This is a genomic window from Hominimerdicola aceti, assembly GCF_025567495.1.
GTDB classification, from domain to species: domain Bacteria; phylum Bacillota; class Clostridia; order Oscillospirales; family Ruminococcaceae; genus Hominimerdicola; species Hominimerdicola aceti.
This window is the reverse complement of the sequence record NZ_JAOQJZ010000002.1, coordinates 204686-228069: the sequence shown is the minus strand read 5'-3', so window position 1 is coordinate 228069 and position 23384 is coordinate 204686. Positions and strand designations below refer to the sequence as shown.

Genomic DNA, 23384 nt, shown 5'->3' with positions numbered 1-23384 from the left:
GTGAGCAAACTAATCCTTGAAATTGATTTTAAGGGTGTGGTTTGTTTGAAATGCGTGACGGTATTTATTTGTACGGTCATGATGATGTGCTTTTGCTGTATGAATGTCAGTGCTGACGATCTTAGTGAGATATCCGCAAAGAGTTCTATAGTTATAGACGGTGAAACAGGTGATGTGCTGTTCGAGAAAAACGCCTATGAAAGGCGTCCGATGGCAAGCACTACCAAAATAATGTCTGTGCTTCTTGTGCTTGAAAGTGGTGAAGATCTTGACAAGCAGTTCGTGGTAGACAGCGAAGCTATAAAGGTCGAAGGCTCGTCCATGGGTCTTCAAGATGGTGACAAAGTCACTCTACGCGATCTATGCTGTGGCATGCTTCTTCCAAGCGGAAATGACGCTGCAAATGCTGCTGCGGTAAGAGTGGCAGGAAGTATCGGCAAGTTCGTTCAGCTTATGAACAAAAAGGCTGAACAATTGGAGCTTAATGATACTCATTTTGTAACGCCGTCAGGGCTTGATGATGATACAGATGAGCATTATTCCACTGCAGCGGATATGGCAAAGCTTGCAGCGGAAGCAATGAAAAATGAAGATTTCAGGGCTATATGCCACCTTGAAAAGGTTGAGTTGTGCTATGGAAACCCACCGTATGACCGCTGGCTAATGAACACAAATAAGCTGCTCAAAAGTTGTGAGGGTATTGTGGGCGTAAAAACGGGGTTTACGGACAAGGCGAGGAGATGTCTTGTTTCAGCCTGTGACAGAAAGAATAAAGAGCTTATATGCGTTACCTTGAATGCTCCTGATGATTGGAATGATCACTCAAAGCTCTATGATTATTGCTTTGATTTTGTATCTAAACAAAAGCTTCCACTGGATAAAAGTGGTTTTGATGTTGCAGTTGTTGGCGGAGTGAGCGACAGTGTGAAATGTAAGGTAGGGCATGCAAGTGCGGTGCTTTTGAACGACAGGGCTTACAAAGTCAAGACAAAGATATATCTGCCAAGGTTTGTTTATGCGCCTGTGAAAAGTGGAGATAAAATAGGGCTGGCGTTGTTTTACTACAATGATGTGGAAATAGCCCGAACGGATATCACGGCGGTGGAAGATTCGATGCTTGCAGAGCCTGAAAAGCCAGATATATTCCACTATTATCTAGATAAACTGAAAAAATTGTTTGCATAACGGCTCAATGTGAGCCGTACATAAATAAGGAGAAAATATGGAAAAGATTCGTATACAGAAAATAATGTCTGACAGTGGTGTTTGTTCAAGAAGAAAGGCAGAGGAGTATATCTCAGAGGGAAGGGTAAAGGTCAATGGCAGACCTTGCAAGCTTGGCGACAAGGCTTTGGCAGGCAAGGATATAATCACCCTTGATGGGGAAAAAATATATGTTGCCAAGAAAAGACAGCTTTATTATATCATGCTCCACAAGCCAAGAGGATATGTTACCACAATGAGCGATGAGCTTGATAGAAAGTGCGTAACCGAGCTTCTAACAAAAGTGCCTGAAAGAGTTTATCCTATTGGCAGACTTGACAAAAACTCAGAGGGACTGTTGCTTTTCACAAATGACGGAAATTTTGCCAATGATATCATGCACCCTTCAAGGCATGTCGCTAAGACTTATCGTGTTACAGTAAGACCTGACATAAACGATGAGCAGCTCATAAAGCTTGCTTCGGGAGTTGAAATAGACGGCAAAATGACGCAGGAGTGTTCAGTTGTCGTGCTCGACAAACAGCCTGGCAGGGTTGTGCTTCAAATGACTATCCATGAGGGCAGGAACCGTCAGATAAGAAAAATGTGCGAAGCTGTGGGACTTGAAGTCGCAAGACTAAAGCGCACTGCCATCGGTCCGATTAAACTGGGCATGCTAAAACCAGGTGAGTATAGAGAGCTTAAACCTGACGAGCTAAGGGCTTTAAGAAATGCTATTACCAAAAAATAACGCTTATCGAGGGTCTCTCTTTGTCAGGAGACCCTTTGCTATTGTGCAAAATGCTTAATAATATGCGTGTATCGATATTGATTATGCTACTAAACGTAAAATATGCGGAAATAGGTCAATTTACTCTTGTAAATTCGGCAAAAAAATAGTATAATATTAAGTGTATAAATATGATAAAATCCAGTAGTTTTGCGTTATTTTATCACAAAAATTATTTGAATGGAGGAAACTGTATGTCTGATTCAATTTCTACTCTTGCTGAGCTTAAAGCTGCGTCGCAGACTCCTACTGCTGCAAGAAACAGGCTGACATATTTGTTTGACGAAGGAAAATTTACAGAGCTTGACGCTTATGCTGCTGCGGGTGACTCCCTTGCTGGAGTTATTACTGCTTTTGGCTATGTTGAGGGTAATCCTGTATATGCTTTTTCTCAGGACGTGACTGTTAAGGACGGTGCTTTGACAGAGGCACAGGCAAAGAAAATAGCAAAGGTTTATGACCTTGCTGCTAAGACAGGAGTTCCTGTTGTTGGAATATTCGATTCTTATGGTGCTGACGTAAGCGACGGTTCAAAGGCTCTCAATGCTTATGGTGAACTGCTTATGTGGACTTCTAACCTTTCAGGTGTTGTTCCTCAGATAGCTGTTGTCGCTGGCACTTGTGCAGGCTGTGCAGCAATGCTCGCTGAGTCTGCTGATTTCACTGTTATCGCAAAGGATGCTGAGCTTTATGTTGCACCAAACGCAAACATAAAGAACTCTGCTGAAAATGCTGCTGAAAACGGCACTGCTGCTGTTGTTTGTGAGGACGATAAGTCTGCTGTTGAGGCTGCAAAGAGCATACTTACAAAACTTCCACAGAACAACCTTTCACCAGTACCAATGTATGAATTTGCTGATCCAACTGAGGCTGTTGGTGATGACGCTGATGGCATTGCAAAGGCTGTTTGCGATGGCGACAGTGTAACTGAGCTTAATGCTGAGTATGGCAAGGCTTCTTATACAGCACTTGCAACACTTGGCGGTGCTGCAGTTGGCGTTGTTGCTACTAACAAGACAGGCGACAAGCTTACGTCTGCTGATTGCTCAAAGATCGCAAGATTTGTAAGAACTTGCGACGCTTACGCTATCCCTGTTGTAACTTTTGTTGATACAGAGGGCTTTAAGGCTGATGATAATACTGAGGCTTACGGCGCTGTTAAGGATATGGCAAAGCTTTGCCACGCTTACGCTGAGGCTACTACTATTAAACTTGCTGTTGTTACAGGCAAGGCTTATGGTCCTGCATTTATTGCACTTGCTGGTAAGGGTTCAAATGCTGATCTGTCATTTGCTCTTGATACCGCTGTTATCTCTGCACTTGCTCCTGTAACTGCTGTTGAGTTCCTCCAGCATGATGAGCTGAAGGGTGCTTCTGATCTTACTGCTGCAAGAAACGCTCTTGCTGATAAGTTCGCTAAGGAAAATGCATCTTCCGCTGTTGCTGCAAAGAACGGCTGTGTTGACGGCATAATCGCTAAGAACGAGATCAGACAGACACTTATGGATTCTATCGAGGTAATGGCAGGAAAGAGAATTTCCAGACTGCCTAAGAAGCACAGCAATATTCAGTTGTGATAAACATATCAAATTAAAAAAGATTGGTGGTTTTTAAGATGAAAAGATATAATATTACAGTAAATGGTAAAGCTTATGACGTTGCAGTTGAAGAAGTTGGCGGAAGTGCCGCAGCTGCTCCTGTAGCCGCTGCCCCTGTTGCAGCCGCTCCTGCTGCTCCAGCTCCAGCCGCTGCACCTGTTGCAGATGGCACCAAGGTAACAGCTCCAATGCCTGGTACTATCCTTGACATCAAGGTAGCTGTAGGCGACACTGTTAAGTCAGGTCAGGCTATTTGCGTACTGGAAGCTATGAAAATGGAAAATGACGTAAACGCCCCTTGCGATGGTAAGGTACTGAGCGTTAATACAACTAAAGGCTCTGCTGTTGAGACTGGTGCAGTTCTTGCTGTTATCGGCTAATAACATTCCTGAAAAATAACGAAAGGATCGATTTAAAATGGCAAAGCTTAAAATAACTGAAACTGTCCTCCGTGACGCTCATCAGTCACTTCTCGCTACAAGAATGTCAATGGACGATATGCGTGAGATACTCCCTGAGATCGACAAGATCGGTTTTTATTCTGCTGAGTGTTGGGGCGGTGCTACATTTGACTCATGTATCAGATTCTTAAATGAAGATCCATGGGAAAGACTTCGTATACTTAGAAAAGAAATGCCTAACACAAAGCTCCAGATGCTTTTCAGAGGTCAGAATATGCTTGGCTACCGTCACTATGCTGATGACCTTGTTGAGTATTTTGTACAGAAGTCTATTGCAAATGGTATTGATATCATCAGAATTTTTGACGCACTGAACGATATCAGAAACCTTGAAACAGCTATCAAGGCTGCTAAGAAGGAAAATGGTCACGCTCAGGTTGCTATCTCGTACACACTTGGCGAGGTATTTACTCATGAGTATTACATGAACTATGCAAAGCAGATCGAGAATGCAGGTGCAGATTCTATCTGTATCAAGGATATGGCGGCTCTTCTGACTCCATATGAGGCTGAAACACTTGTTAAGGACCTCAAGTCAGCAGTTAAGATCCCGATCCAGTTGCATACTCACTACACATCAGGTCTTGCTTCCATGTGTATCCTCAAGGCTGTTGAGGCTGGTGTTGACGGCGTTGATACAGCAATGTCACCACTTGCTCTTGGTACATCTCATGCGCCAACTGAGTCTATCGTTGCTACATTCAAGGGCACTGAGTATGACACAGGTCTTGACCTTGTTAAGCTCAACGTGATAAGAGATTACTTCATGAAACTCAGAAAGAAGTACATCGACAACGGTCTGCTTGACCCTTCAATGCTCGCTACAAATACAAACGCACTTCTTTATCAGGTACCAGGCGGAATGCTTTCAAACCTCCTTTCACAGTTGAAGCAGGCAGGCAAGGCGGATCAGCTTGACGACGTTCTCAAGGAAGTTCCAAAGGTTCGTAAGGACGCAGGTTATCCACCACTTGTTACACCTACATCACAGATCGTTGGTACACAGGCTGTGTTCAACGTAATCATGGGCGAGAGATACAAGACAGTTACTAAGGAGTTCAAGGGACTTGTTAAGGGCGAGTACGGTAAGACACCAGTTGCTATCGACCCTGAGTTCCAGAAGAAGATTCTTGGCGACGAAGAGCCTATCACTTGCCGTCCTGCTGACCTTCTCCAGCCAGAGTTTGAAACAATGAAGAAAGAGGCTGCTGAGTGGACAGAGCAGGAGGAAGATATCCTCACATATGCAATGTTTCCTAAGGTTGCACCTAAGTTCTTCAAGGACAGACGTGATAGAAAGTACGGCGTTGACGGTAAGCACTCAGACGCTGAGAATAAGGTTCACCCAGTTTAATATGATAAAATTCCACAGTTTCGGCTGTGGAATTTTTTTGTTTACGTCTCTTGAAAAATCTGTACATTTGTGCTATAATAATTGTACACTTTCTCAGGAGGATTCTAATATGAATAAAAAGGAAATAAATGAAATAAAGAAAAATTTTAATGACGATTGTGGCTTTTTCACCGTGAACCACGTTGTTACCGCATTTGTGGATGCAGAAAAGAACATAAAGTGCAAGACCAATCAGCTTTACAATACTATTCCGCAGGACGAGGCGGAGCTGATAATGATAAACCTGAAAAAGGTGCTCAGCGGTTCTATCGGCAAAAATCTGCTGGAATATTCGTTTCCAAAGGACGCATATCTTGAGGGTGGGGCACAGCCTTTCATGTATGAAACACTGCAAAGCAAGCTTCTTGACGAAGAAAAGGTTGATAATTTTCTCAACGCAATAGTTGAAAAGGTGGAGTATGTGTCAACATATACCATTTTCATGGCACATTGTACATATTCTGTGCTGAAAAAGAACAAAATGGACGAGTTTGAGGACGAAGCTGACACAGATTACAATTTTATAGTGACAGCTCTTTGCCCTGTAAATCTGCGTATTGACGGGCTTGTGTATGATGAACAGGACAATTCTATCGCTAAGAAAGAGTCATGCGACAGAATTGTTGAGCTTCCAAGCGATGGCTTTTTGTTTCCTCTTTTTAATGATCGTGCACCTGATATCAACGGAGTGCTTTACTACACGAAAAACGCAAAAAAGCCGAACACATCTGTTGTTGAGGAGCTTTTGGGCTGTGAGTTCTCAATGACCTGTCAGAACGAAAAGGAAACTTTCAAGGATATCCTCACAAGCGTTGTGGGCGATGAGCTTGACTATGACCTTATCACTACTGTTAATGACAAGATTTCCACATTTGTTGACCAAAATGCTCATGAAACTGAGATACCGACAATTGACGAACATAAACTTTCGTCCATTCTGTGGGAAGCTGGAGTTAGTCAGGATAAGCTTGATAATCTTCCTAAAGTTTTTGACGCTGCGGCTGGCGGGAAGCCACTCACAGCGGTAAATCTTGTGGAGAAAAGGACCGTAGTTTCTGCTCCAAGCATAACCGTAAATATTGGCAAAGACGCAGTTGACAAGGTAAAAACTCAGATAGTCGATGGCAGAAAATGCCTTATAATCAATCTTGATGACCCTGAGATAGAGGTCAACGGACTTGAAACTACAATAAAATAAGCACAAAAAAAGGCAGCTCAACGCTGCCTTTTCTTTATATAAGCTCGCCAAACGAGAATTTGCCGTTTTCCAGTATCAGATAGCTGTGTGTTGAATTTTCTTTCGGGATAGATACTGAACCCGGATTTATGTAGGTGTAATCGCCGCAGTCTTTAATAACAGGTACATGGGTGTGACCGTGAAGAAGAATGTCGCCCTTTGAAAGTGGTGGCAGATTTGTGCAGTTGTATTTGTGTCCGTGAGTAGCAAATATTCTCAAATTGTCACAGCATATATAAGCATATTCCGCCATAACAGGGAAGTCAAGCACCATTTGATCGACTTCTGTGTCACAATTACCACGTACGCACAGAAGCTTGTCTTTTAGCGGATTGAGCATGGCTATCACCTGCTTTGGTGCATATTCCTTTGGAAGGTCGTTTCTTGGTCCGTGATAGAGAATATCACCCAAAAGAATTAGTCTTTCCGCACCGTTTTGCTCAAAGGCTTCAAGCATTTTTTTGCACCAGTAAGCCGAACCATGAATGTCTGACGCTATCATAAGTTTCATATTTTACACTCCTTTATTTAATGATCTCAGATGCAAGCTTGTGCAAAGACACATACTCTGGCTTTATTTTGTTATATATATCGCAGCCTTTTTCCTTTTTGAACTCTTTTACCATTCTGATATAAAGCTGCTGTTTTGTCGTGGCGTCAATGACTGCTTCTCTTATAAGCGCCAGTTCGTCTTTGTTGCATTTGCCGTCGAGTAGCTCATCAAGTTTTACGGATAGTACATCATGGTAAACAACCTTTTCAGTTTTCTGAGCCGTCATCGTTTTATCTTCATCAGCGGTGTATGTATTATCGGATTCCTGTAGTCCTTTAAGTCGCAGATATCTTGGCCTAAGAAGCTTGTAAAAATCTGTAGCCTGCTTTTTATATACCTTTGCAAGAGAGTTGTGAAGCTCCTCTTTTGTGTTAGACTCAGCTATAAGTTTGCTGATCTCTTCTATTTGCTCTTCGCTGCAAATGTTTGCAAGTATGCTTCGGAGATCGTTGTTTTTTTGTGTGGTACACTTTTTTCTACCCTTTTTCACTTTGACGATAGTTTCAACAACAGGATCACTTTCTACTTCGACAATATCAGGTGCACAGGCTTCTGGTTCTTCTTCGACCTCTTCTGTATTACAATTCATATTTTCGTTTAGTGTAACAGAATAATCTATAGCCGCAGACTCAGGGTTTGACTCATCTGCTTCGTCAAGAGTTATCTCTGACTCTGTCTGAATTTCTGCTGTTTCTTCTGTTTCCTCTGCTTTTTCGACTATATGTTTAGTCGATTCTTCATCTTCATCTTCATTGTTTTCGGTCGGATTAACCTTATGATTAGCGAAATTAATAGCGGTTTGTATTGTCCTAGTTCTGTATACCATAGCATTTGGGCTATCAACATACTTACCGTGCCAGAAATCATGAAGAAAGTCAAAACCTCTGTCATTGCTGATAACAAAAATATTCGTATAAGTATCCTTGGCTACCAGATAACCCAGAAGTGTTGAAAGCTGAAAATCCAGGGCATTTTTGCCACCAACGTTTACCTTGAAGTATTCAATATCAGCCTTTGATGTAAGAACTTTCTGGTGCATTTCAAAGTTAATGGTATCGGAATTTTCACTGTAAAAAATTATGACGGTATCAGTTTCAGTTAAATTGTCTATGCCCTGAAGTCCTTTGGATTTGACATTTTCAAAGTCTACCAAATATATTTTCATGTTGATCTATCCTTTCTTTTTGTGTCGTATAAGCATCGTAGCTGCGATTATAACAATAAGTCCGCCTGTCGCAGTTGCTGTCATAAGTATGGCATTTTTGCCTTTTTCATCGTTCTCACTGCTGTCAGTAACGATCTCCTCATAGGTATAAGTTTTTGTCCTTAACGCCTTGTCTATACAAGAAGCAATAAGTGCATGACCTTTTTTATTAGGGTGTATATCAAAGTCATTTATGTTGGTAAGTTCCTTTCCGTGACCGCTGAATTCACTAAAAACATCTGCCACTATGTATCTCTCATTTTCATCTTCGTCAGTGGAGTGTTCTTTGATAATGTTGTTAAGTTTTGAAATTTTATCCTTCGACATACTCTGGAAAACAGCAGCTGCAGTGAAATTATCAAGCGGGTCATATAGTGTCTGAACGATTATTTCACCCTTACTTTTAGCTTCAACAGCGTTAATTATATCATCTAGAGTGCTCGTAAAATTTTTCAGTGCCTTATCCATATCATCAGACATATCCTTCATATCCATTGCAATGCCAATAATATCCTTGGTTTTATCCATCAAATCAGACATTGTGCTTTTAGAAGTAATGCCCAGATCGTTCATCAAAAAATCTATGAAAAGACCAAGAATGTCATTGCCACCTATGGATATAATAACAGCGTCGCTGTCTGCAAGGTCAGCGTCAAATTCGCCTGAATTAATGCGGTCAAGAAGCTGCTGTGAAGTGTCGCCAACAACAGCAGAGTTCACAAGCTTACAGCCGCCAGCGTCTTTAAGCTCAGCGTCATACTGGTCGTGAAGAAGATTTGCATAAGACGCACAAGAATATCTGTTTTCGCTGTAGCCTTCCAGACCATAGCCAGCGGCGATTGAATCCCCAAGAACAAGTATATTAGGCGGAACATTTACTTCATGCTTTATAACTTCAGCGTTACAGGCAAGAGGTGTGGCACATGCCATAACGGTTGCCGTGAAAAAAGCCGTTAATTGTTTTAACATCTTATCATCTCCTATATGAGTATATTAACCTTATTATATAATATATTGTACCACATTCAGGACAATTGTACAACATATTTTTTGAAATTTCTTGACTTTTTTAGTGTGTTGTGATAATATATAATAAAAGAATATGAAATCAGTTTGGAAAGCGAGATTTATTATGACTGACTATTATTACCCTGTCCTCAGCGATGAAACGAGCCTGCCTTTGTATGTGCTTGGAATCGGTGCGAGAGATAGAGAATTTCATTTTGTAAGAGAAGATGGCTATCCTAATCATCAGATAATATACTGCACTCGTGGTCAGGGTCACGTTATATTTGATGGTCATGAGTATGATATAAAGCCGGGGGATGCATTTTATCTGCCGCCTTCTGTGCCACATGAGTATTATCCTGTTGGTGATATATGGGAAACCCACTGGGTAACCTTTGAGGGCAGGGAAGCAATTGAAATGCTCAAGCATATCAAGCTTGAGAAGGCTAAAGTGTTTCACATAAATGATATCAATGCTGTTGATGCCATATTTAAGAAGATACTTTATCTTATGAAGACTAATTATTACTACTGTGGTCACCAGTGTTCGGCATATCTATATCAGTTTCTTATTGAGCTACACAGAGTCGTAAACCTACAAAATGGTAGTCAGGACGGACAAAAACTCAATCAGCTGCAGCCTGTAATTGATTATATTGATAAGAATTTCAGAAAAGAACTTACACTTGTGGAGCTTGCTGATCTTATTGACCTTTCACCGCAGTATCTTTGCAGACTTTTCAAGGAGTGTCTTAGTCTAAGACCTTTTGAGTATTTAGCAAGAAAGCGTATACAGCAGGCAAAGCTGCTTTTATTGGAGGATAAGCTTAACATCAATGAAATCGCTGCGGAGGTAGGTTATAACGATTGCAGTTATTTTTGTGCGGTGTTCAAAAAGCATGAAATGCTTTCCCCTGCAGAATTTCGTTCTCTTCATAAAAAAGCAGGTAATTAAAAATTTGATGCCCCACGGAAATGGATCCGTGGGGCTTTTTTTATAATATAGTTCCGCCTCCGATAACGTATTCACCGTCATAGAAAACCACTGCCTGTCCCTTTGAGATAGCTTTATGAGGTTCTTTAAAAGTCACGAGTACCTTGCCATCATTCATTGGTGAAACTGTACATTCAGCGTCCTTTTGATGATAACGTGTCTGAGCAGTGCAGGTTATAGGCTCTGTGAGGGTGTCAAACGGAATAAAGTTCACATCTCCTGCCACAAGGCTGTCACTGTATACTTCATCAGCCTTTCCCATAATAAGCCTGTTATGTTCCATATCTTTTGTAACAACGAAAAGCGGTTCGCTATATGAAATGCCTACGCCCTTTCGCTGTCCAATAGTATAGTGTATCAGACCTTTGTGTTTACCAAGCTTTGTGCCGTCAGAAAGAACGATATCTCCCGACTGCTGTTCACCGCAGCGTTTTGTGATAAAGCCTGCGTAATCACCGTCAGGGATAAAGCAGATGTCCTGAGAGTCAGGCTTGTTTGCATTTATAAGTTTGTTTTCTTCTGCGATATCACGGATCTTGTCCTTGTGCATCTCGCCAACAGGAAAGAGAGTGTGTGCTAACTGCTCTTGCGTCATGCTGTAAAGAACATAACTTTGATCCTTTGACCTGTCAGGTGAGCGTTTCAGAAGCCACCTGCCTGAATTTCCGTCATATTCTCTGGCAGCGTAATGCCCTGTAGCTATATAATCAAAGCCCAGCAGCTTTGCACGCTCATAGAATTTTGCGAATTTCAGATGTTTGTTGCACTCGATACACGGGTTAGGCGTGCCGCCTGCCAGATATGTATCAACAAAATTGTCGATAACATAGTGCTTAAAATCATCAGAAAAATTGAATACATGGAAATCAATGCCTAGTTTAAAAGCAACAAAACGTGCGTCCTCTACATCATTGAGAGAACAGCACGTTCTTGTTTTATCCAGACCGATGTCCTCATTGCTGTAGAGCCGCATGGTAGCCCCTGCCACGTCATAACCCTCATCAAGAAGGAGCTTGACCGAAACAGAGCTGTCAACGCCGCCGCTCATTGCCACAAGAACTTTATCAGCCATTGCAGTTCTCACAATCAGGAGCAGACTGCTTACCTACGAACGGAGTTGGATCTATACCCTGTCTTTTATAGTAGTCAGAAACAGCGGCTTTCATTGCTTCCTCCGCAAGAACAGAGCAGTGAAGCTTTGCTGGCGGCAGACCGTCAAGAGCTTCAACAACTGCCTTGTTTGTAAGTTTCAAAGCGTCTTCAAGCTTTTTACCCTTTATCATTTCTGTAGCGATAGAAGATGTAGCAACAGCCGCACCGCAACCAAAAGTCTTGAACTTAACGTCAGTTATGACGCCGTCATTGACCTTGATGTACATTTTCATAATATCTCCGCACTTGGCGTTTCCTACCTCGCCGACACCGTCAGCATCTTCAATCTCGCCGACATTTCTCGGATGCGCGAAATGATCCATTACCTTTTCGCTGTATATCATTTTTTATTCCTCCTAATCAAGTGTATAGTCGTGAATATTCTCAGTTCTGCAAATTCTTTCCCAAAGTGGTGACATACTTCTCAGGTGCTTTACGATAGGTGGAAGAACCTCAAGAATATAATCAACGTCCTCCTCTGTGTTCTCGTCATTGATAGAAAGTCTGAGTGAGCCATGTGCTACTTCGTGTGGCAGACCAAGTGAAAGCAGAACGTGTGAAGGGTCAAGTGAACCGCTTGTGCAGGCTGAGCCTGATGAAGCTGCAACTCCCTGAAGGTCAAGTGAAAGCAGCAGGCTCTCGCCCTCTACTCCACGAACAGATATGTTTACATTTCCTGCAAGTCTGTGTTCTGTGTCACCATTGAGCCTTGACTCAGGTATCTTGAGCAGACCCTCGATAAGTCTATCTCTCATCTTTCTAACACGCTCATTCTTTGCAGGGATATCCTTTACAGCATCAGTGATAGCAACGCCGAGAGCCACGATAGAAGGTACGTTCTCGGTACCTGCACGCTTATTTCTCTCCTGTGCTCCACCGTAGATAAGGTTAGGAAGGTTAATGCCTGTTTTTACATAAAGCGCGCCAACGCCCTTTGGAGCGTGGAGCTTATGTCCTGAAAGTGAGAGCATATCAATGTTCATATCTTTAACATTGATGTCAATATTTCCTACAGCCTGAACAGCGTCAGTATGGAACCATACGCCATGTTTGTGGCAAACTTCGCCGATCTCAGCGATAGGCTGTATAGTACCGATCTCGTTGTTAGCTGTCATTATTGTAACAAGGCAGGTATCCTCACGGATAGCGTCCTCGACCTGCTGTGCAGTAACAAGACCTTTGTCACCTACAGGAAGATATGTTACCTCAAAGCCAAGCTTTTCGAGATACTGACAAGTGTGCAGAACTGCATGATGTTCAAAAGCAGTTGTGATGATATGCTTCTTGCCCTTTTTTTCTCCAAGCTGTGCACAGCCTCTTATAGCCCAGTTGTCAGACTCAGAGCCACCAGCAGTGAAATAGATCTCGTTGACCTTCGCACCAAGAGCGTTTGCGACCTGTTCCCTTGCTTTAAGAACGGCTTTTGCGCATTCCATTCCCAAAGAATATATACTTGACGGATTTCCGTATAGCTCAGTGAAATAAGGCAGAGCGGCGTCAAGAGCTTTCTGAGATACTCTAGTCGTAGCTGAGTTATCTGCATAGACAAATCTCTTTTCCAATTAAATCATACCTTTCATATATAGATTTACTATTTTATTATATACTTATTTACTACAAAATGCAAGTGATTTCGTTAATTTAACAGAAATTTAACTTCTGCTGAATTTCTTTGAGCCCATGACTGCAAGTTCGTCACAACGTTCGTTTTCCGGATGTCCCGCATGGCCTTTTACCCAGTTGAAATTGACCTTATGCACCTCCAGCAGATCAAGAAGCTTTTCCCACAGATCACTGTTCAGAGCCTTTTTCTTGTCCGATTTCACCCAGTTGTTTGCACGCCATTTTTTTGCCCAGCCTTTTGTAACAGCGTCGATTATATACTTTGAGTCGCTGTAAAGCTCTACCTCACATGGCTCTTTCAGTGCTGAAAGAGCAGTGATAACAGCGGTTAGCTCCATGCGGTTATTGGTTGTAGAGGGATCACCGCCCCAAAGTTCTTTTGAATTGCCTTTATATCTTAGTATAACACCATATCCACCCGGTCCAGGATTTCCAGAGCAAGCACCGTCAGTGAAAATTTCTATTTTCTTCATTTATTTATCTCCGTTTTTGTGATGATTATTATGCAAAACATATTATACTACATTTCTCTCTTTTTTTCAAGTACCTTTCAAGGTTTAATATTTTAATATTTATTACTTTTGAAATGTTCAAATTATACAAATGGCTTGAATGTCTTTGTATAAAATGAGAATTGACTTAAAGGACATTAAGCTTTATAATTGTAGTGTAACATTGGTTGTTAAGACAGACAATCATTTGATTTGGAGGTCAATTATTTTATGAAGATCAAGAAGATTCTTGCATTGGCAGTAGCGCTTACATCTGTTTTTGCAGTTGCAGGTTGCGGCTCCACAGGCGACAGCAGTTCAAAGGTATCAACAGTAAAGAAAGTTAAGGTCGAGGACACACAGGAAATAGAGGCTATCCCTGACGACGCTCAGAAAACTATCCGTTGGATGGGTACATATGACCTTAACCCTGACGAGAAAAAGGGCGAGGATAAGTCCGTTGAGATGACCCTTTTCAACAACAAGGGTGGTAAAGTAGAGTACACAAGAGTAACTGATAGCGAAAAATTTGACCAGCTCGCTAGTGCTATCATGGCTCAGCAGAATGTGCCTGATATCTTCAAGTATGAGTGGATGGCTTTCCCTGCACAGGTGCTTAAGGATATGTATCAGCCGGTTGACGATATTGTGAACTTTGACGATCCGTTGTGGGCTGATGTGAAAACAGCGGCTGATAAGTTCGTTATGGGCGGCAAGCATTATGTTGCTCCTATAAGCTTCACAGTCGGCACGCTTATGATGTATGATCAGGACGTCATTGATGCTGAGGGTCTTGACGATCCATATGAACTTTATCAGAACAACGAGTGGAATTGGGATAACTGGTATGACATGATGTCGGAGTTTGTTTCAAACGCTCCTGCTGATGTTGAGAGATTTGGTATCAATGGTTGGTTCCAGACACAGGTCATTCAGCAGACCGGTAAAACAATGGTAAACTATGACGGAGAGAAGTTCACAAACAATATAAATGACCCTGATATCGAAAGAGCAGAAGATCTGCTTTATCAGGTAGGTAAGAACAACCTTGTAAACGGCAACTGGCTTGGCAATGCTAAGCAGGCGCTTAAAGACGGCAATCTGCTGTTCTACTGCATGGGTACATGGGCTATGACAGGAAATAACGGACCTTCTGACGCTGACACTTGGAGAGTGGTCCCTGTTCCATCTGATCCTAACACTGATGAAAAGTACATGACATCTGATATGACGGCATATATGTGGGTAAGAGGTTCAACAGCTAAAGAGGCTGTAAAGTGCTGGTATGAGTGTTGCAGAATGGCTAACACAGATGAAACATATAAGGAAAATGGCAAGGAGAAATTCCTCAACGCTAACCCTAACTGGACAGAGGATATGTATCAGGTGATCGTTGACTGCTCATCTTCTGAGTACAATCAGGTGTTTGACTACGGCTACGGAATTTCCTCCACAATGTCTGACGACAACGCAAACGAAGACGGCAACTGCGTAACAAGAAAGCTTTATGAATACACAAACAAGGCTGACGATAACGGCAAACAGTTCTCATGGACAGAGCTGAGAGAATCATACTCCGCAACTGTTGACGCCGAGCTTAAGACTATCAACGACGCTGTTGTTGCATTCAATAAGAAAAATTCATAAGAATACTTTACAAGACTTCGATTTTATCGGGGTCTTGTTTTTGCATAAAAAATATGGCTCTGAGAGATACATTTCTCAGAGCCTTTGCTATTGTTATGTTTAGTTGTCCATGCCTTCACGAACGGATTTGATAAACTTGCCAATATATTCAGGAGCGTCTTTACCGTGTTCCTCAACAATTTTAACAACAGCACTTCCCATGATAACGCCGTCAGCGTACTGGGACATTTTCTTTGCCTGCTCAGGATTTGAAATTCCGAAACCAATACAGCAAGGACAGTGGTTTTCATTTCTGATAGGTGCAAGAAGCTCGTTAAAGTCTGTTGTTATCTCAGAGCGCATGCCTGTAACGCCAAGGGAGGATACAACATACAAAAAGCCTTTAGATTTTTCAGCTATCATTTTTACACGCTCGTGTGAAGTCGGTGCAACGAGGAAGATAGTGTAGATACCATTTTTCTCAGCTTCGCCCTCAAGCTCTTCACGTTCCTCGAAAGGCATATCAGGAACGATAACGCCGTCTATCTGAGTTTCTTTGCAAAGCTCAAAGAACTTTGCTGTACCGAACTTGAAGATAGTGTTTATATACATCATCAGAAGCATAGGCTTGTCAGTCTGTGTGCGGAGCTTTCTCACAAGGTCAAATATCTTGTCAAGATTTGTTCCACCACTGAGTGAACGCAGAGAAGCTTTCTGGATAGTCGCACCCTCTGCGATAGGGTCAGAGAACGGCACTCCGATCTCGATAATGTCAGAGCCGTTCTTGTACATTTCAAGAACGCATTTTTCTGTTGTGTCCATATCAGGATCGCCTGCGGTGATAAATGTCACAAGCGCCTTTTTGTTTTCTGCTTTAAGCTTTTCAAAGCAAGCGTCTATCCTATTCTTCATTGAGCTCGACCTCCCTGTATCTTGCTATTGAGTATACGTCCTTGTCGCCTCTGCCTGAAAGGTTGATGACAAGTATTGAGTCCTTATCCATTGTAGGAGCAATCTTAAGCGCAGCGGCAACTGCGTGTGATGACTCGATAGCAGGGATTATACCCTCTGTTCTTGAAAGGTACTCAAAAGCACAAACTGCTTCTTCATCGGTTATGTCAACATACTGCGCTCTGCCTATAGAGTTAAGATATGCGTGCTCAGGTCCGATACCTGGGTAGTCAAGACCTGCGGAAATTGAGTAAACAGGGTCGATTTGACCGTATTCGTTCTGCAAGAAAAGCGATTTCATGCCGTGGAATATACCAAGTGAACCCTTTGCAACTGTAGCCGCATGGTCAGGTGTGTCAATGCCTCTGCCTGCTGCTTCTGCACCAACAAGTTTGACTGACTTGTCTTCGATAAAGTTGTAGAATGCACCCATAGCGTTTGAGCCGCCGCCTACACAGGCAACAACACAGTCAGGCAGTCTGCCTTCCTTTTCCATAAGCTGTGATTTTATTTCAGCACTGATAACTTTCTGGAAATCCCTAACCATTGTAGGATAAGGGTGAGGTCCCATTACAGAGCCTATGCAGTAGTAAGTTGTGTCGATATTTGATACCCAATCTCTGAAAGCCTCATTGATAGCGTCTTTCAGTGTAGCAGTACCGCTTGCAACGCCAGTTACCTTTGCACCAAGGAGGTTCATTCTGTAAACGTTAAGGGACTGTCTTTTCATATCTGTTTCGCCCATATAGACCTCACATTCAAGACCCATAAGAGCACATACTGTAGCGGTAGCAACACCGTGCTGACCTGCACCAGTCTCAGCGATTATGCGCTTCTTGCCCATTTTCTTTGCCAAAAGTATCTGACCCAAAACGTTGTTTATCTTGTGTGAGCCTGTGTGATTAAGATCCTCACGTTTGATGTATATTTTAGCTCCGCCAAGATCTTTGGTCATCTTTTCTGCATAATAAAGCATTGACGGTCTGCCTGCATAATTGTGGTATAGCTCCTGAAGCTCTTTGTTGAACTCAGGATCGTCCTTGTATTTATCATAAGCTTTTTCAAGCTCGTGAACAGCAGTCATGACAGTTTCAGGAATATATTGTCCGCCAAATTCGCCAAATCGTCCAATTTTACTCATTTATATCCTTCTTTCGGTATAATTTCTGATAGTTTCAACTATCCTTTTTATCTTGTTTTCGTCCTTAAAGCCATCGGTTTCCACTGAACTTGAAAAGTCAACGCCATAAGGTTGTACCTTTTCCATAGCATAGCAGATGTTATCCTCGTTCAGTCCACCTGCAAGTAAGAAAGGCTTTGAAATACTCACATTGGAGAACACATCAAGGTCAACACGCTTGCCTGTTCCGCCGTAGCTGCCTGCTGAAAAGCTGTCTATAAGCAGTTTGTGGACGGGAAGTGCGTCAGCTTTTGCAATATCATCAGCACATTTCATACGAACGGCTTTCCATATCTCACAGTCGCAGTTTTCACGGAGCTTATCAATATACTCTGCGTTTTCCTCACCATGAAGCTGGATAACATCAAGCTTCTGTGCAAAGCTTTTCAGTATATTCTCTATAGGCTCGTTTACAAAAACGCCCACTCGTTTGATTTCCTTATTAAGAAGAAGTTCAAGATCGTAGAATGTGTCAATGTCTACCGTGCGTGTAAAGCCCTCCGACAGTATAAAGCCAGCATAATCAGGGTGGTATGTGTTCACATAAAGAATATCGTCCACACGGCGCATACCACATATCTTGATTTTTGTCATTTATACGCCCTCTCTCAGTTCATGGAGAGTTGTAGCGATATTGCCGCTTCTCATAAGCGTTTCACCTATAAGCACAGCGTCTGCACCAAGGCTGCGTACCTTTTTCATATCGGCATTTGTTTTTATGCCGCTTTCTGAAACAAGCACAGCATGGTCGCCTACTATATTGCTGAGCCTGCCCGTGGTTTCAAGGTCAACGTCAAAAGTGTAAAGATTTCTGTTGTTTATGCCAAGCATATCAGGCTTAAAACCAAGCGTCTTTTTATACTCTTCCTCGTTGTGCACCTCTACAAGACATTCAAGTCCAAGCTCGTGAGCGATATCAGAATATTCTTTCATTTGATCCTCGCTGAGTATAGCCGAGATAAGCAGCACTGCATCAGCACCTATAGCCCTTGCCTCGTAGAGCTGATATTCGTCGATGATAAAATCCTTGCGGAGTATCGGCAGCTTTACAGCCGCTCTTATAGCTTTGAGATATTCCGCAGAGCCTTGAAAATAATGCTCTTCAGTGAGACAGGAAATAGCGTTCGCACCGTTTTTCTCATATTCGCTGGCAGTTTTCACTGGGTCAAAATCAGGGCAGATAAGTCCCTTTGACGGAGAAGCTTTCTTGACCTCGCTTATGACAGAGAGGGTATCACGCTTGATAGATTTTGAAAATGAAACTGTCTGATACTCTTTTTCGGCTGCCATGTATTTGATATCTTGTCTTGAAATTATTGATATATCTCTTTCAAGCTGTTCTTTTCTTTTGTCGCAGATATTGTCAAGTATCATTTTTTATCCTCTGTTAGTAAGTTCAACAAGTTCCTCAAGCTTTTTAAGAGCCTTTCCGCTGTCTATCATTTCTGCAGCAGTCTTTACGCCCTCTTCGATGCTGTTGCATTTGCCGCAGATATAAAGTGCACAGCCTGAGTTAAGAAGAACGATATCTCTCTTTGCACCCTTGATTGTGCCCTCAAGTATACCTCTTGTGATAGCGGCGTTGCCCTTTCCGTCCTCGCCAACGATGTCAGCAAGCTTGCCTCTTTTAAGACCGAAGTCCTCAGGCTTTATCTCATACTTGATAAGCTTTCCGCCGTTTATCTCGCATATAGTTGTAGGAGCTGATATAGAAACTTCGTCAAGCCTGTCGTTGCCGTAAACGAGCATTGCTCTCTTTATACCAAGATTCATAAGCACCTTAGCCATCGGTTCGAGTAGATCAGGATCATATGTGCCAAGTATCATGAAGTCTGCTTTTGCAGGATTTGCGAGAGGTCCGAGAATGTTGAAAACAGTTCTTACACCTATCTGCGCTCTTGTAGGTCCTACAAATCTCATTGCTGAGTGATATGACTGTGCAAACAGGAATGAAAGACCGATCTCGTCAAGGGACTTTTCAGCCTGTTCATGTGTTGACTGAATTTTAACTCCAAGAGCCTCGAGAACATCAGCCGCACCACTCTTTGAAGAAACGCTTCTGTTGCCGTGTTTTGCGACTTTCTGTCCTGCTGCCGCAATTACGAATGAAGAGGTTGTGGAAATGTTGAAGCTGTTTGAAAGATCTCCACCTGTGCCAACTATATCAAGAGTACCCTTGACATTGACCTTTGACATTTTTTCTCTCATTACCTTTGCAAAGCCTGTTATCTCGTCGATAGTTTCGCCCTTCATTCTCAGTGCCGTGAGCAGGCAGGCGATCTGAGCATTAGAAGCTCTGTCGCTCATGATGATATCCATTGCTTTATAAGCTTCGTCCTCAGTTAGTGACTTTCCATCACATACTATTTTGAGATACTTTTTAAGCTCAACTCTTTCGCTGTCAGGAAGAGCTGCAGACTTTGTTTTTGTGGTCTTTATGCCTGCGATATCGTTCAGGAAGTTTTCGATTATCATGTTTCCAACTTCGCCAGTGAGAACTGACTCAGGGTGGAACTGAACGCCATAGGTCGGGTGTTCTCTGTGTCTTATTGCCATTATCTGAGCTTTATCGTCAGTTGCAATAACAGACAGGCAGGTAGGAAGTGAAATGCTGTCAACAACAAGTGAGTGATATCTTGCGGCTTTTATTGTGCTTTTCAGACCGCTGAAAAGTGGGTTTGCAGTGTTAAGATTGATATCTGTCTGCTTGCCGTGAAGCTGCTGCTTTGCGTGAACTATCTTTCCACCGAATGCTTCGGCTATCGCCTGGTGTCCTAGACAAACGCCAAGTATAGGGATCCTACCACTGAATGTCTTTATGACCTCTTCGGAAATTCCTGCATCCTTTGGATAACCAGGACCAGGGGAGATGATGATAGCCGCAGGTGACATTTTTTCGATCTCATCTATGGTTATCTCATCATTTCTTGCTACTGTAATGTCTTTTGTGAGTACGCCTACAGCCTGATAAAGATTGTAGGTAAAGCTGTCATAGTTGTCAATAAGTAAAATCATAGTAATCTTCCTTTACAGTACAAACTTATCAATGAAAGTTTTGTCGTTGAAGTAGTTTATGCCGATAGCATTCCTTATTTCTGAAACAGTTTCGTTTGAAACCTCTATTGCACGTTGTGTGCCTTTTTTAAGTATCTCTATGAGCTGCTCTTTGTCTTTCTCATATTCCTCACGTCTTGCTCTGATAGGTGCGAGAAATTCCTGCATAACGTTGTTAAGAAACTTCTTACATTTCATATCTCCAAGGCCGCCACGCTCATAATGTTCTTTCATCTCTGCGAGATTCTTATAGTCAGGGAAGTATTTAGCAAAATCTTCGTCCTTGCTGAATGCGTCAAGATAGATAAATACCGGATTGCCCTCTGTGTGACCAGGGTCGCTTACATTGATGTGTGTAGGGTCAGTGTACATTGACATTATCTTGTTTTTCAGCGTTTTTTCATCGTCTTTAAGGTAAATGCAGTTGCCAAGAGATTTGCTCATCTTTGTGTTGCCGTCTGTACCAACAAGTCTGTTGCAGCTTGCGTTGTCTGGGAGAACAGCCTCAGGCTCAACAAGTATATCGCACTTGTAAATTCTGTTGAAGCTGTTTACTATCTCTCTTGCCTGTTCAAGCATTGGAAGCTGATCTTCTCCAACAGGAACATACTTAGCCTTGAATGCTGTGATGTCTGCTGCCTGGCTGATAGGATATGTCATAAAGCCAACAGGAAGGTTTCTTTCAAAGTTTCTCATTTTTATCTCAGACTTGATAGTAGGGTTTCTTTCAAGTCTTGACATTGTAACGAGGTTTGAATAGTACATTGGAAGCTCGTAAAGTGCTGGGATATGTGACTGAACGAAGAATGTTGTCTTGTCAGGCTCAAGTCCTACAGCAAGATAGTCAAGCATTACCTCAAGAATGTTTTGTCTTATCTTCTCAGGATTGTCAGCGTTATCTGTAAGTGCCTGAAGATCGGCTATCATAACGAATTGATCAAATTTTCCTGTGTTTTGAAGTTCAACTCTTTTTCTGAGAGAACCTACATAATGACCAAGATGAAGTGATCCTGTTGGTCTGTCGCCTGTAAGAATAATATTATTGCTCATGTTATTAACTCCTTTTAAATTATAATTTGCTTGCTTCTTTTATTGCATTTATAACAGCCATTGCCTTGTTGCATGACTCTTGATATTCGTTCTCAGGAACTGAGTCTGCGACAACTCCGCCTCCTGCTTGGATATAAGCCTTGTTATTTTTGAAAAGCACTGTTCTTATAGCGATACAAGTATCCAGCGAACCGTCAAATGCAAGATAACCAACTGTTCCGCCATAAAGGCCTCTTTTTGTTGTTTCAAGCTCGTCGATTATCTCCATTGCTCTTACCTTCGGTGCGCCTGAAAGAGTGCCGGCAGGAAGAACTGCCATAAGTGCGTCAAGAGGTTTCTTATCTTCTCTCAGTGTACCCTTTACATTCGATACAAGGTGCATCACCTTTGAATATCTTTCAACTATCATCATGTCTGTAACAGTTACGGAGCCGAACTCAGAAACCTTTCCTATGTCGTTTCTTCCAAGGTCAACGAGCATTGTGTGTTCAGCTCTTTCCTTTGGATCGTTGAGAAGCTGTTGTTCATTGCGGATATCTTCGTCGTAGGTCGCTCCACGCTTGATAGTGCCTGCAATTGGTCTTGTTACTACCGTTCTGTTTTCTACTGATACCAGCATTTCAGGTGAAGCGCCTGCAACAGCATAATCATTGTGCTTAAAGTAGTAAAGGTAAGGTGACGGATTAGTGGAGCGGAGCATTCTGTAAACGTCAAAGCTGTCAGGCGGATTGTCTATCTCAAATCTCTGTGACGGAACTATCTGGAAGATGTCGCCCTCTTTGATGTATTCCTTAGCCTTTTCAACGTTTGCAAGATAATGTTCCTTTGTGATGTTGGATTTTACTGTGATGTTGTCCTCCATTGTCTTTGGAGTTTTCATAACAGGCTTGTAATTTCTAAGAGTTTCAACTACTTCGTTGCATATCTTTTCACATTCTTTGTATTTAGTTTCAAGATCATCGCTCTTATTGATGTTGAGGATTATTACAGCCTTGTTTGAAAGGTGATCGTAAGCAACGATCTTTTCAAAAAGGTGCAGGTCAGCGTCAGGAAGTTTAAGATCGTCCTCAGGAGGGGAGCAGAGAGTTTTTTCAAAATATCTTATCATATCATAAGCGAAAAATCCTATTAGACCACCTGTGAGCTTTGGATAATTATTAAATCTCGGTGACTTGTGGCCTTCGATTATCTCAGAAAAGAAAGCGATAGGATCATCGACTTTTACCGTTTCATCAGCCTTGCCTTTCTCCTTAACAGTAACAACGTGCTTGTCAAGAATATATTCGCATTTAGGATCAATGCCCACATATGAATATCTGCCCCACTGGTCTTTATTATCTACAGATTCAAGAATGAAACAATCATCATACGCCTCGTGCAGACAGTTAAAAAGTTGTATTGGCGTACATGAATCCATGAGAAGCTCATAGAATACAGGTACAGTTTTGTAGTTTTCAAAAAGTTCCTTTACTTGTTCAATAGCAGGGTACAGCATAAATATTCCTCCTAAATGCTTTTTTGTCGTAAAATTGACAATAAAAAAAGTCCTGTCATCACACATAACATCTAGTTATGGGACGATAGAACCGTGGTGCCACCCAATTTCCCGATAATAAATTATCGGCTCACAGATACGCATTCTGACTGGCAGAAATCAATATCCTGTCCTTTAACGCAGGAATCACGGCGAGTGATACTCGAATAAACTTTCACACCGCTCCTCACAAATCCATTCATCTGAAGAAAATGTATCAGCTCACACCTACCGCTGACTCTCTGTGACCTTTTGCATCAAACTACTTACTTTTGCTCATAG

At 42.1% G+C, this 23384-nt stretch carries 22 protein-coding genes and 1 other annotated feature (1 of these 23 cut by a window edge); of the genes, 8 read left to right on the top strand and 14 right to left on the bottom strand.

What is annotated here, in order from left to right:
- The 6 genes from OCV57_RS03225 (at position 1) to OCV57_RS03200 (ending at position 6643) form a co-directional block, all read left to right on the top strand.
- Positions 1 to 1185 carry a D-alanyl-D-alanine carboxypeptidase family protein gene (locus tag OCV57_RS03225; RefSeq protein ID WP_267300431.1) on the top strand — a complete coding sequence of 395 codons (1185 nt, stop codon included), beginning with the start codon at positions 1 to 3 and terminating at the stop codon, positions 1183 to 1185.
- A gap of 37 nt (positions 1186 to 1222) precedes the next feature.
- On the top strand, positions 1223 to 1954 hold the full coding sequence (locus tag OCV57_RS03220) for a pseudouridine synthase (RefSeq protein WP_117897423.1): 732 nt from the start codon (positions 1223 to 1225) through the stop codon (positions 1952 to 1954).
- Between the two features lie 233 nt (positions 1955 to 2187).
- Positions 2188 to 3570: a carboxyl transferase domain-containing protein gene (locus tag OCV57_RS03215; protein ID WP_267300430.1), complete on the top strand. Its 1383-nt coding sequence runs from the start codon at positions 2188 to 2190 to the stop codon at positions 3568 to 3570.
- Positions 3571 to 3608: 38 nt separating this feature from the next.
- Positions 3609 to 3971, top strand: a complete 363-nt coding sequence (locus OCV57_RS03210) for a biotin/lipoyl-containing protein (RefSeq protein WP_022288410.1) — start codon at positions 3609 to 3611, stop codon at positions 3969 to 3971.
- A 37-nt stretch (positions 3972 to 4008) separates the two neighbouring features.
- Entirely contained in the window at positions 4009 to 5406 is a 1398-nt protein-coding gene (locus OCV57_RS03205) for an oxaloacetate decarboxylase subunit alpha (RefSeq protein WP_022288411.1), read from the top strand.
- 109 nt (positions 5407 to 5515) lie between these two features.
- Positions 5516 to 6643 (top strand): DUF4317 domain-containing protein, encoded by a 1128-nt coding sequence (locus OCV57_RS03200; RefSeq protein ID WP_022288412.1) that lies wholly within the window; start codon positions 5516 to 5518, stop codon positions 6641 to 6643.
- 34 nt (positions 6644 to 6677) lie between these two features.
- On the opposite strand, the gene yfcE is transcribed toward OCV57_RS03200, so the two are convergent.
- From yfcE to OCV57_RS03185, 3 genes are read right to left on the bottom strand one after another with little or no spacing between them, the layout of a single operon-like run.
- On the bottom strand, positions 6678 to 7193 hold the full coding sequence (gene yfcE, locus OCV57_RS03195) for a phosphodiesterase (protein ID WP_195249208.1): 516 nt from the start codon (positions 7191 to 7193) through the stop codon (positions 6678 to 6680).
- 13 nt (positions 7194 to 7206) lie between these two features.
- Entirely contained in the window at positions 7207 to 8400 is a 1194-nt protein-coding gene (locus OCV57_RS03190; protein WP_267300429.1) for a PIN domain-containing protein, read from the bottom strand.
- A 6-nt stretch (positions 8401 to 8406) separates the two neighbouring features.
- On the bottom strand, positions 8407 to 9408 hold the full coding sequence (locus tag OCV57_RS03185; protein ID WP_267300428.1) for an SGNH/GDSL hydrolase family protein: 1002 nt from the start codon (positions 9406 to 9408) through the stop codon (positions 8407 to 8409).
- Between the two features lie 163 nt (positions 9409 to 9571).
- Between OCV57_RS03185 and OCV57_RS03180 the strand changes: the two genes are divergently transcribed.
- A complete protein-coding gene (locus tag OCV57_RS03180; protein WP_267300427.1) occupies positions 9572 to 10402 on the top strand; it encodes an AraC family ligand binding domain-containing protein in 831 nt (276 codons plus the stop codon).
- A gap of 40 nt (positions 10403 to 10442) precedes the next feature.
- On the opposite strand, the gene mnmA is transcribed toward OCV57_RS03180, so the two are convergent.
- The 4 genes from mnmA to rnhA form a co-directional block, all read right to left on the bottom strand.
- Positions 10443 to 11513 (bottom strand): tRNA 2-thiouridine(34) synthase MnmA, encoded by a 1071-nt coding sequence (gene mnmA / locus OCV57_RS03175; protein ID WP_022288417.1) that lies wholly within the window; start codon positions 11511 to 11513, stop codon positions 10443 to 10445.
- On the bottom strand, positions 11506 to 11937 hold the full coding sequence (nifU, locus tag OCV57_RS03170; RefSeq protein ID WP_022288418.1) for a Fe-S cluster assembly scaffold protein NifU: 432 nt from the start codon (positions 11935 to 11937) through the stop codon (positions 11506 to 11508). The genes mnmA and nifU overlap by 8 nt, the downstream gene beginning before the upstream one ends.
- 12 nt (positions 11938 to 11949) lie before the next feature.
- Positions 11950 to 13155, bottom strand: a complete 1206-nt coding sequence (gene nifS / locus OCV57_RS03165; protein WP_022288419.1) for a cysteine desulfurase NifS — start codon at positions 13153 to 13155, stop codon at positions 11950 to 11952.
- Positions 13156 to 13245: 90 nt separating this feature from the next.
- Entirely contained in the window at positions 13246 to 13689 is a 444-nt protein-coding gene (rnhA, locus tag OCV57_RS03160) for a ribonuclease HI (RefSeq protein ID WP_117891699.1), read from the bottom strand.
- Between the two features lie 249 nt (positions 13690 to 13938).
- On the opposite strand from rnhA, the gene OCV57_RS03155 reads away from it, so the two are divergent.
- Entirely contained in the window at positions 13939 to 15354 is a 1416-nt protein-coding gene (locus OCV57_RS03155; RefSeq protein ID WP_046440648.1) for an ABC transporter substrate-binding protein, read from the top strand.
- Positions 15355 to 15453: 99 nt separating this feature from the next.
- Here OCV57_RS03155 and trpA read toward each other — a convergent pair whose 3' ends face one another.
- Genes trpA through trpE form a run of 7 tightly spaced genes read right to left on the bottom strand, consistent with a single transcriptional unit; the run spans position 15454 to position 23063 of the window.
- Entirely contained in the window at positions 15454 to 16245 is a 792-nt protein-coding gene (gene trpA / locus OCV57_RS03150) for a tryptophan synthase subunit alpha (RefSeq protein ID WP_267300426.1), read from the bottom strand.
- Positions 16235 to 17425, bottom strand: coding sequence for a tryptophan synthase subunit beta (gene trpB, locus OCV57_RS03145; protein ID WP_038671769.1), 1191 nt, complete (start codon positions 17423 to 17425; stop codon positions 16235 to 16237). Before trpB ends, trpA begins: the two co-directional genes overlap by 11 nt.
- Positions 17426 to 18058: a phosphoribosylanthranilate isomerase gene (locus tag OCV57_RS03140; RefSeq protein ID WP_267300425.1), complete on the bottom strand. Its 633-nt coding sequence runs from the start codon at positions 18056 to 18058 to the stop codon at positions 17426 to 17428.
- Entirely contained in the window at positions 18059 to 18838 is a 780-nt protein-coding gene (trpC, locus tag OCV57_RS03135; protein WP_267300424.1) for an indole-3-glycerol phosphate synthase TrpC, read from the bottom strand.
- 3 nt (positions 18839 to 18841) lie between these two features.
- Positions 18842 to 20479 (bottom strand): bifunctional anthranilate synthase component II/anthranilate phosphoribosyltransferase, encoded by a 1638-nt coding sequence (locus OCV57_RS03130; protein WP_267300423.1) that lies wholly within the window; start codon positions 20477 to 20479, stop codon positions 18842 to 18844.
- A gap of 12 nt (positions 20480 to 20491) precedes the next feature.
- Entirely contained in the window at positions 20492 to 21568 is a 1077-nt protein-coding gene (trpS, locus tag OCV57_RS03125; RefSeq protein ID WP_022288427.1) for a tryptophan--tRNA ligase, read from the bottom strand.
- A gap of 19 nt (positions 21569 to 21587) precedes the next feature.
- Positions 21588 to 23063, bottom strand: coding sequence for an anthranilate synthase component I (gene trpE / locus OCV57_RS03120; protein ID WP_117864070.1), 1476 nt, complete (start codon positions 23061 to 23063; stop codon positions 21588 to 21590).
- A gap of 75 nt (positions 23064 to 23138) precedes the next feature.
- Positions 23139 to 23384: a binding site (T-box leader), on the bottom strand; it runs 7 nt beyond the window's last position.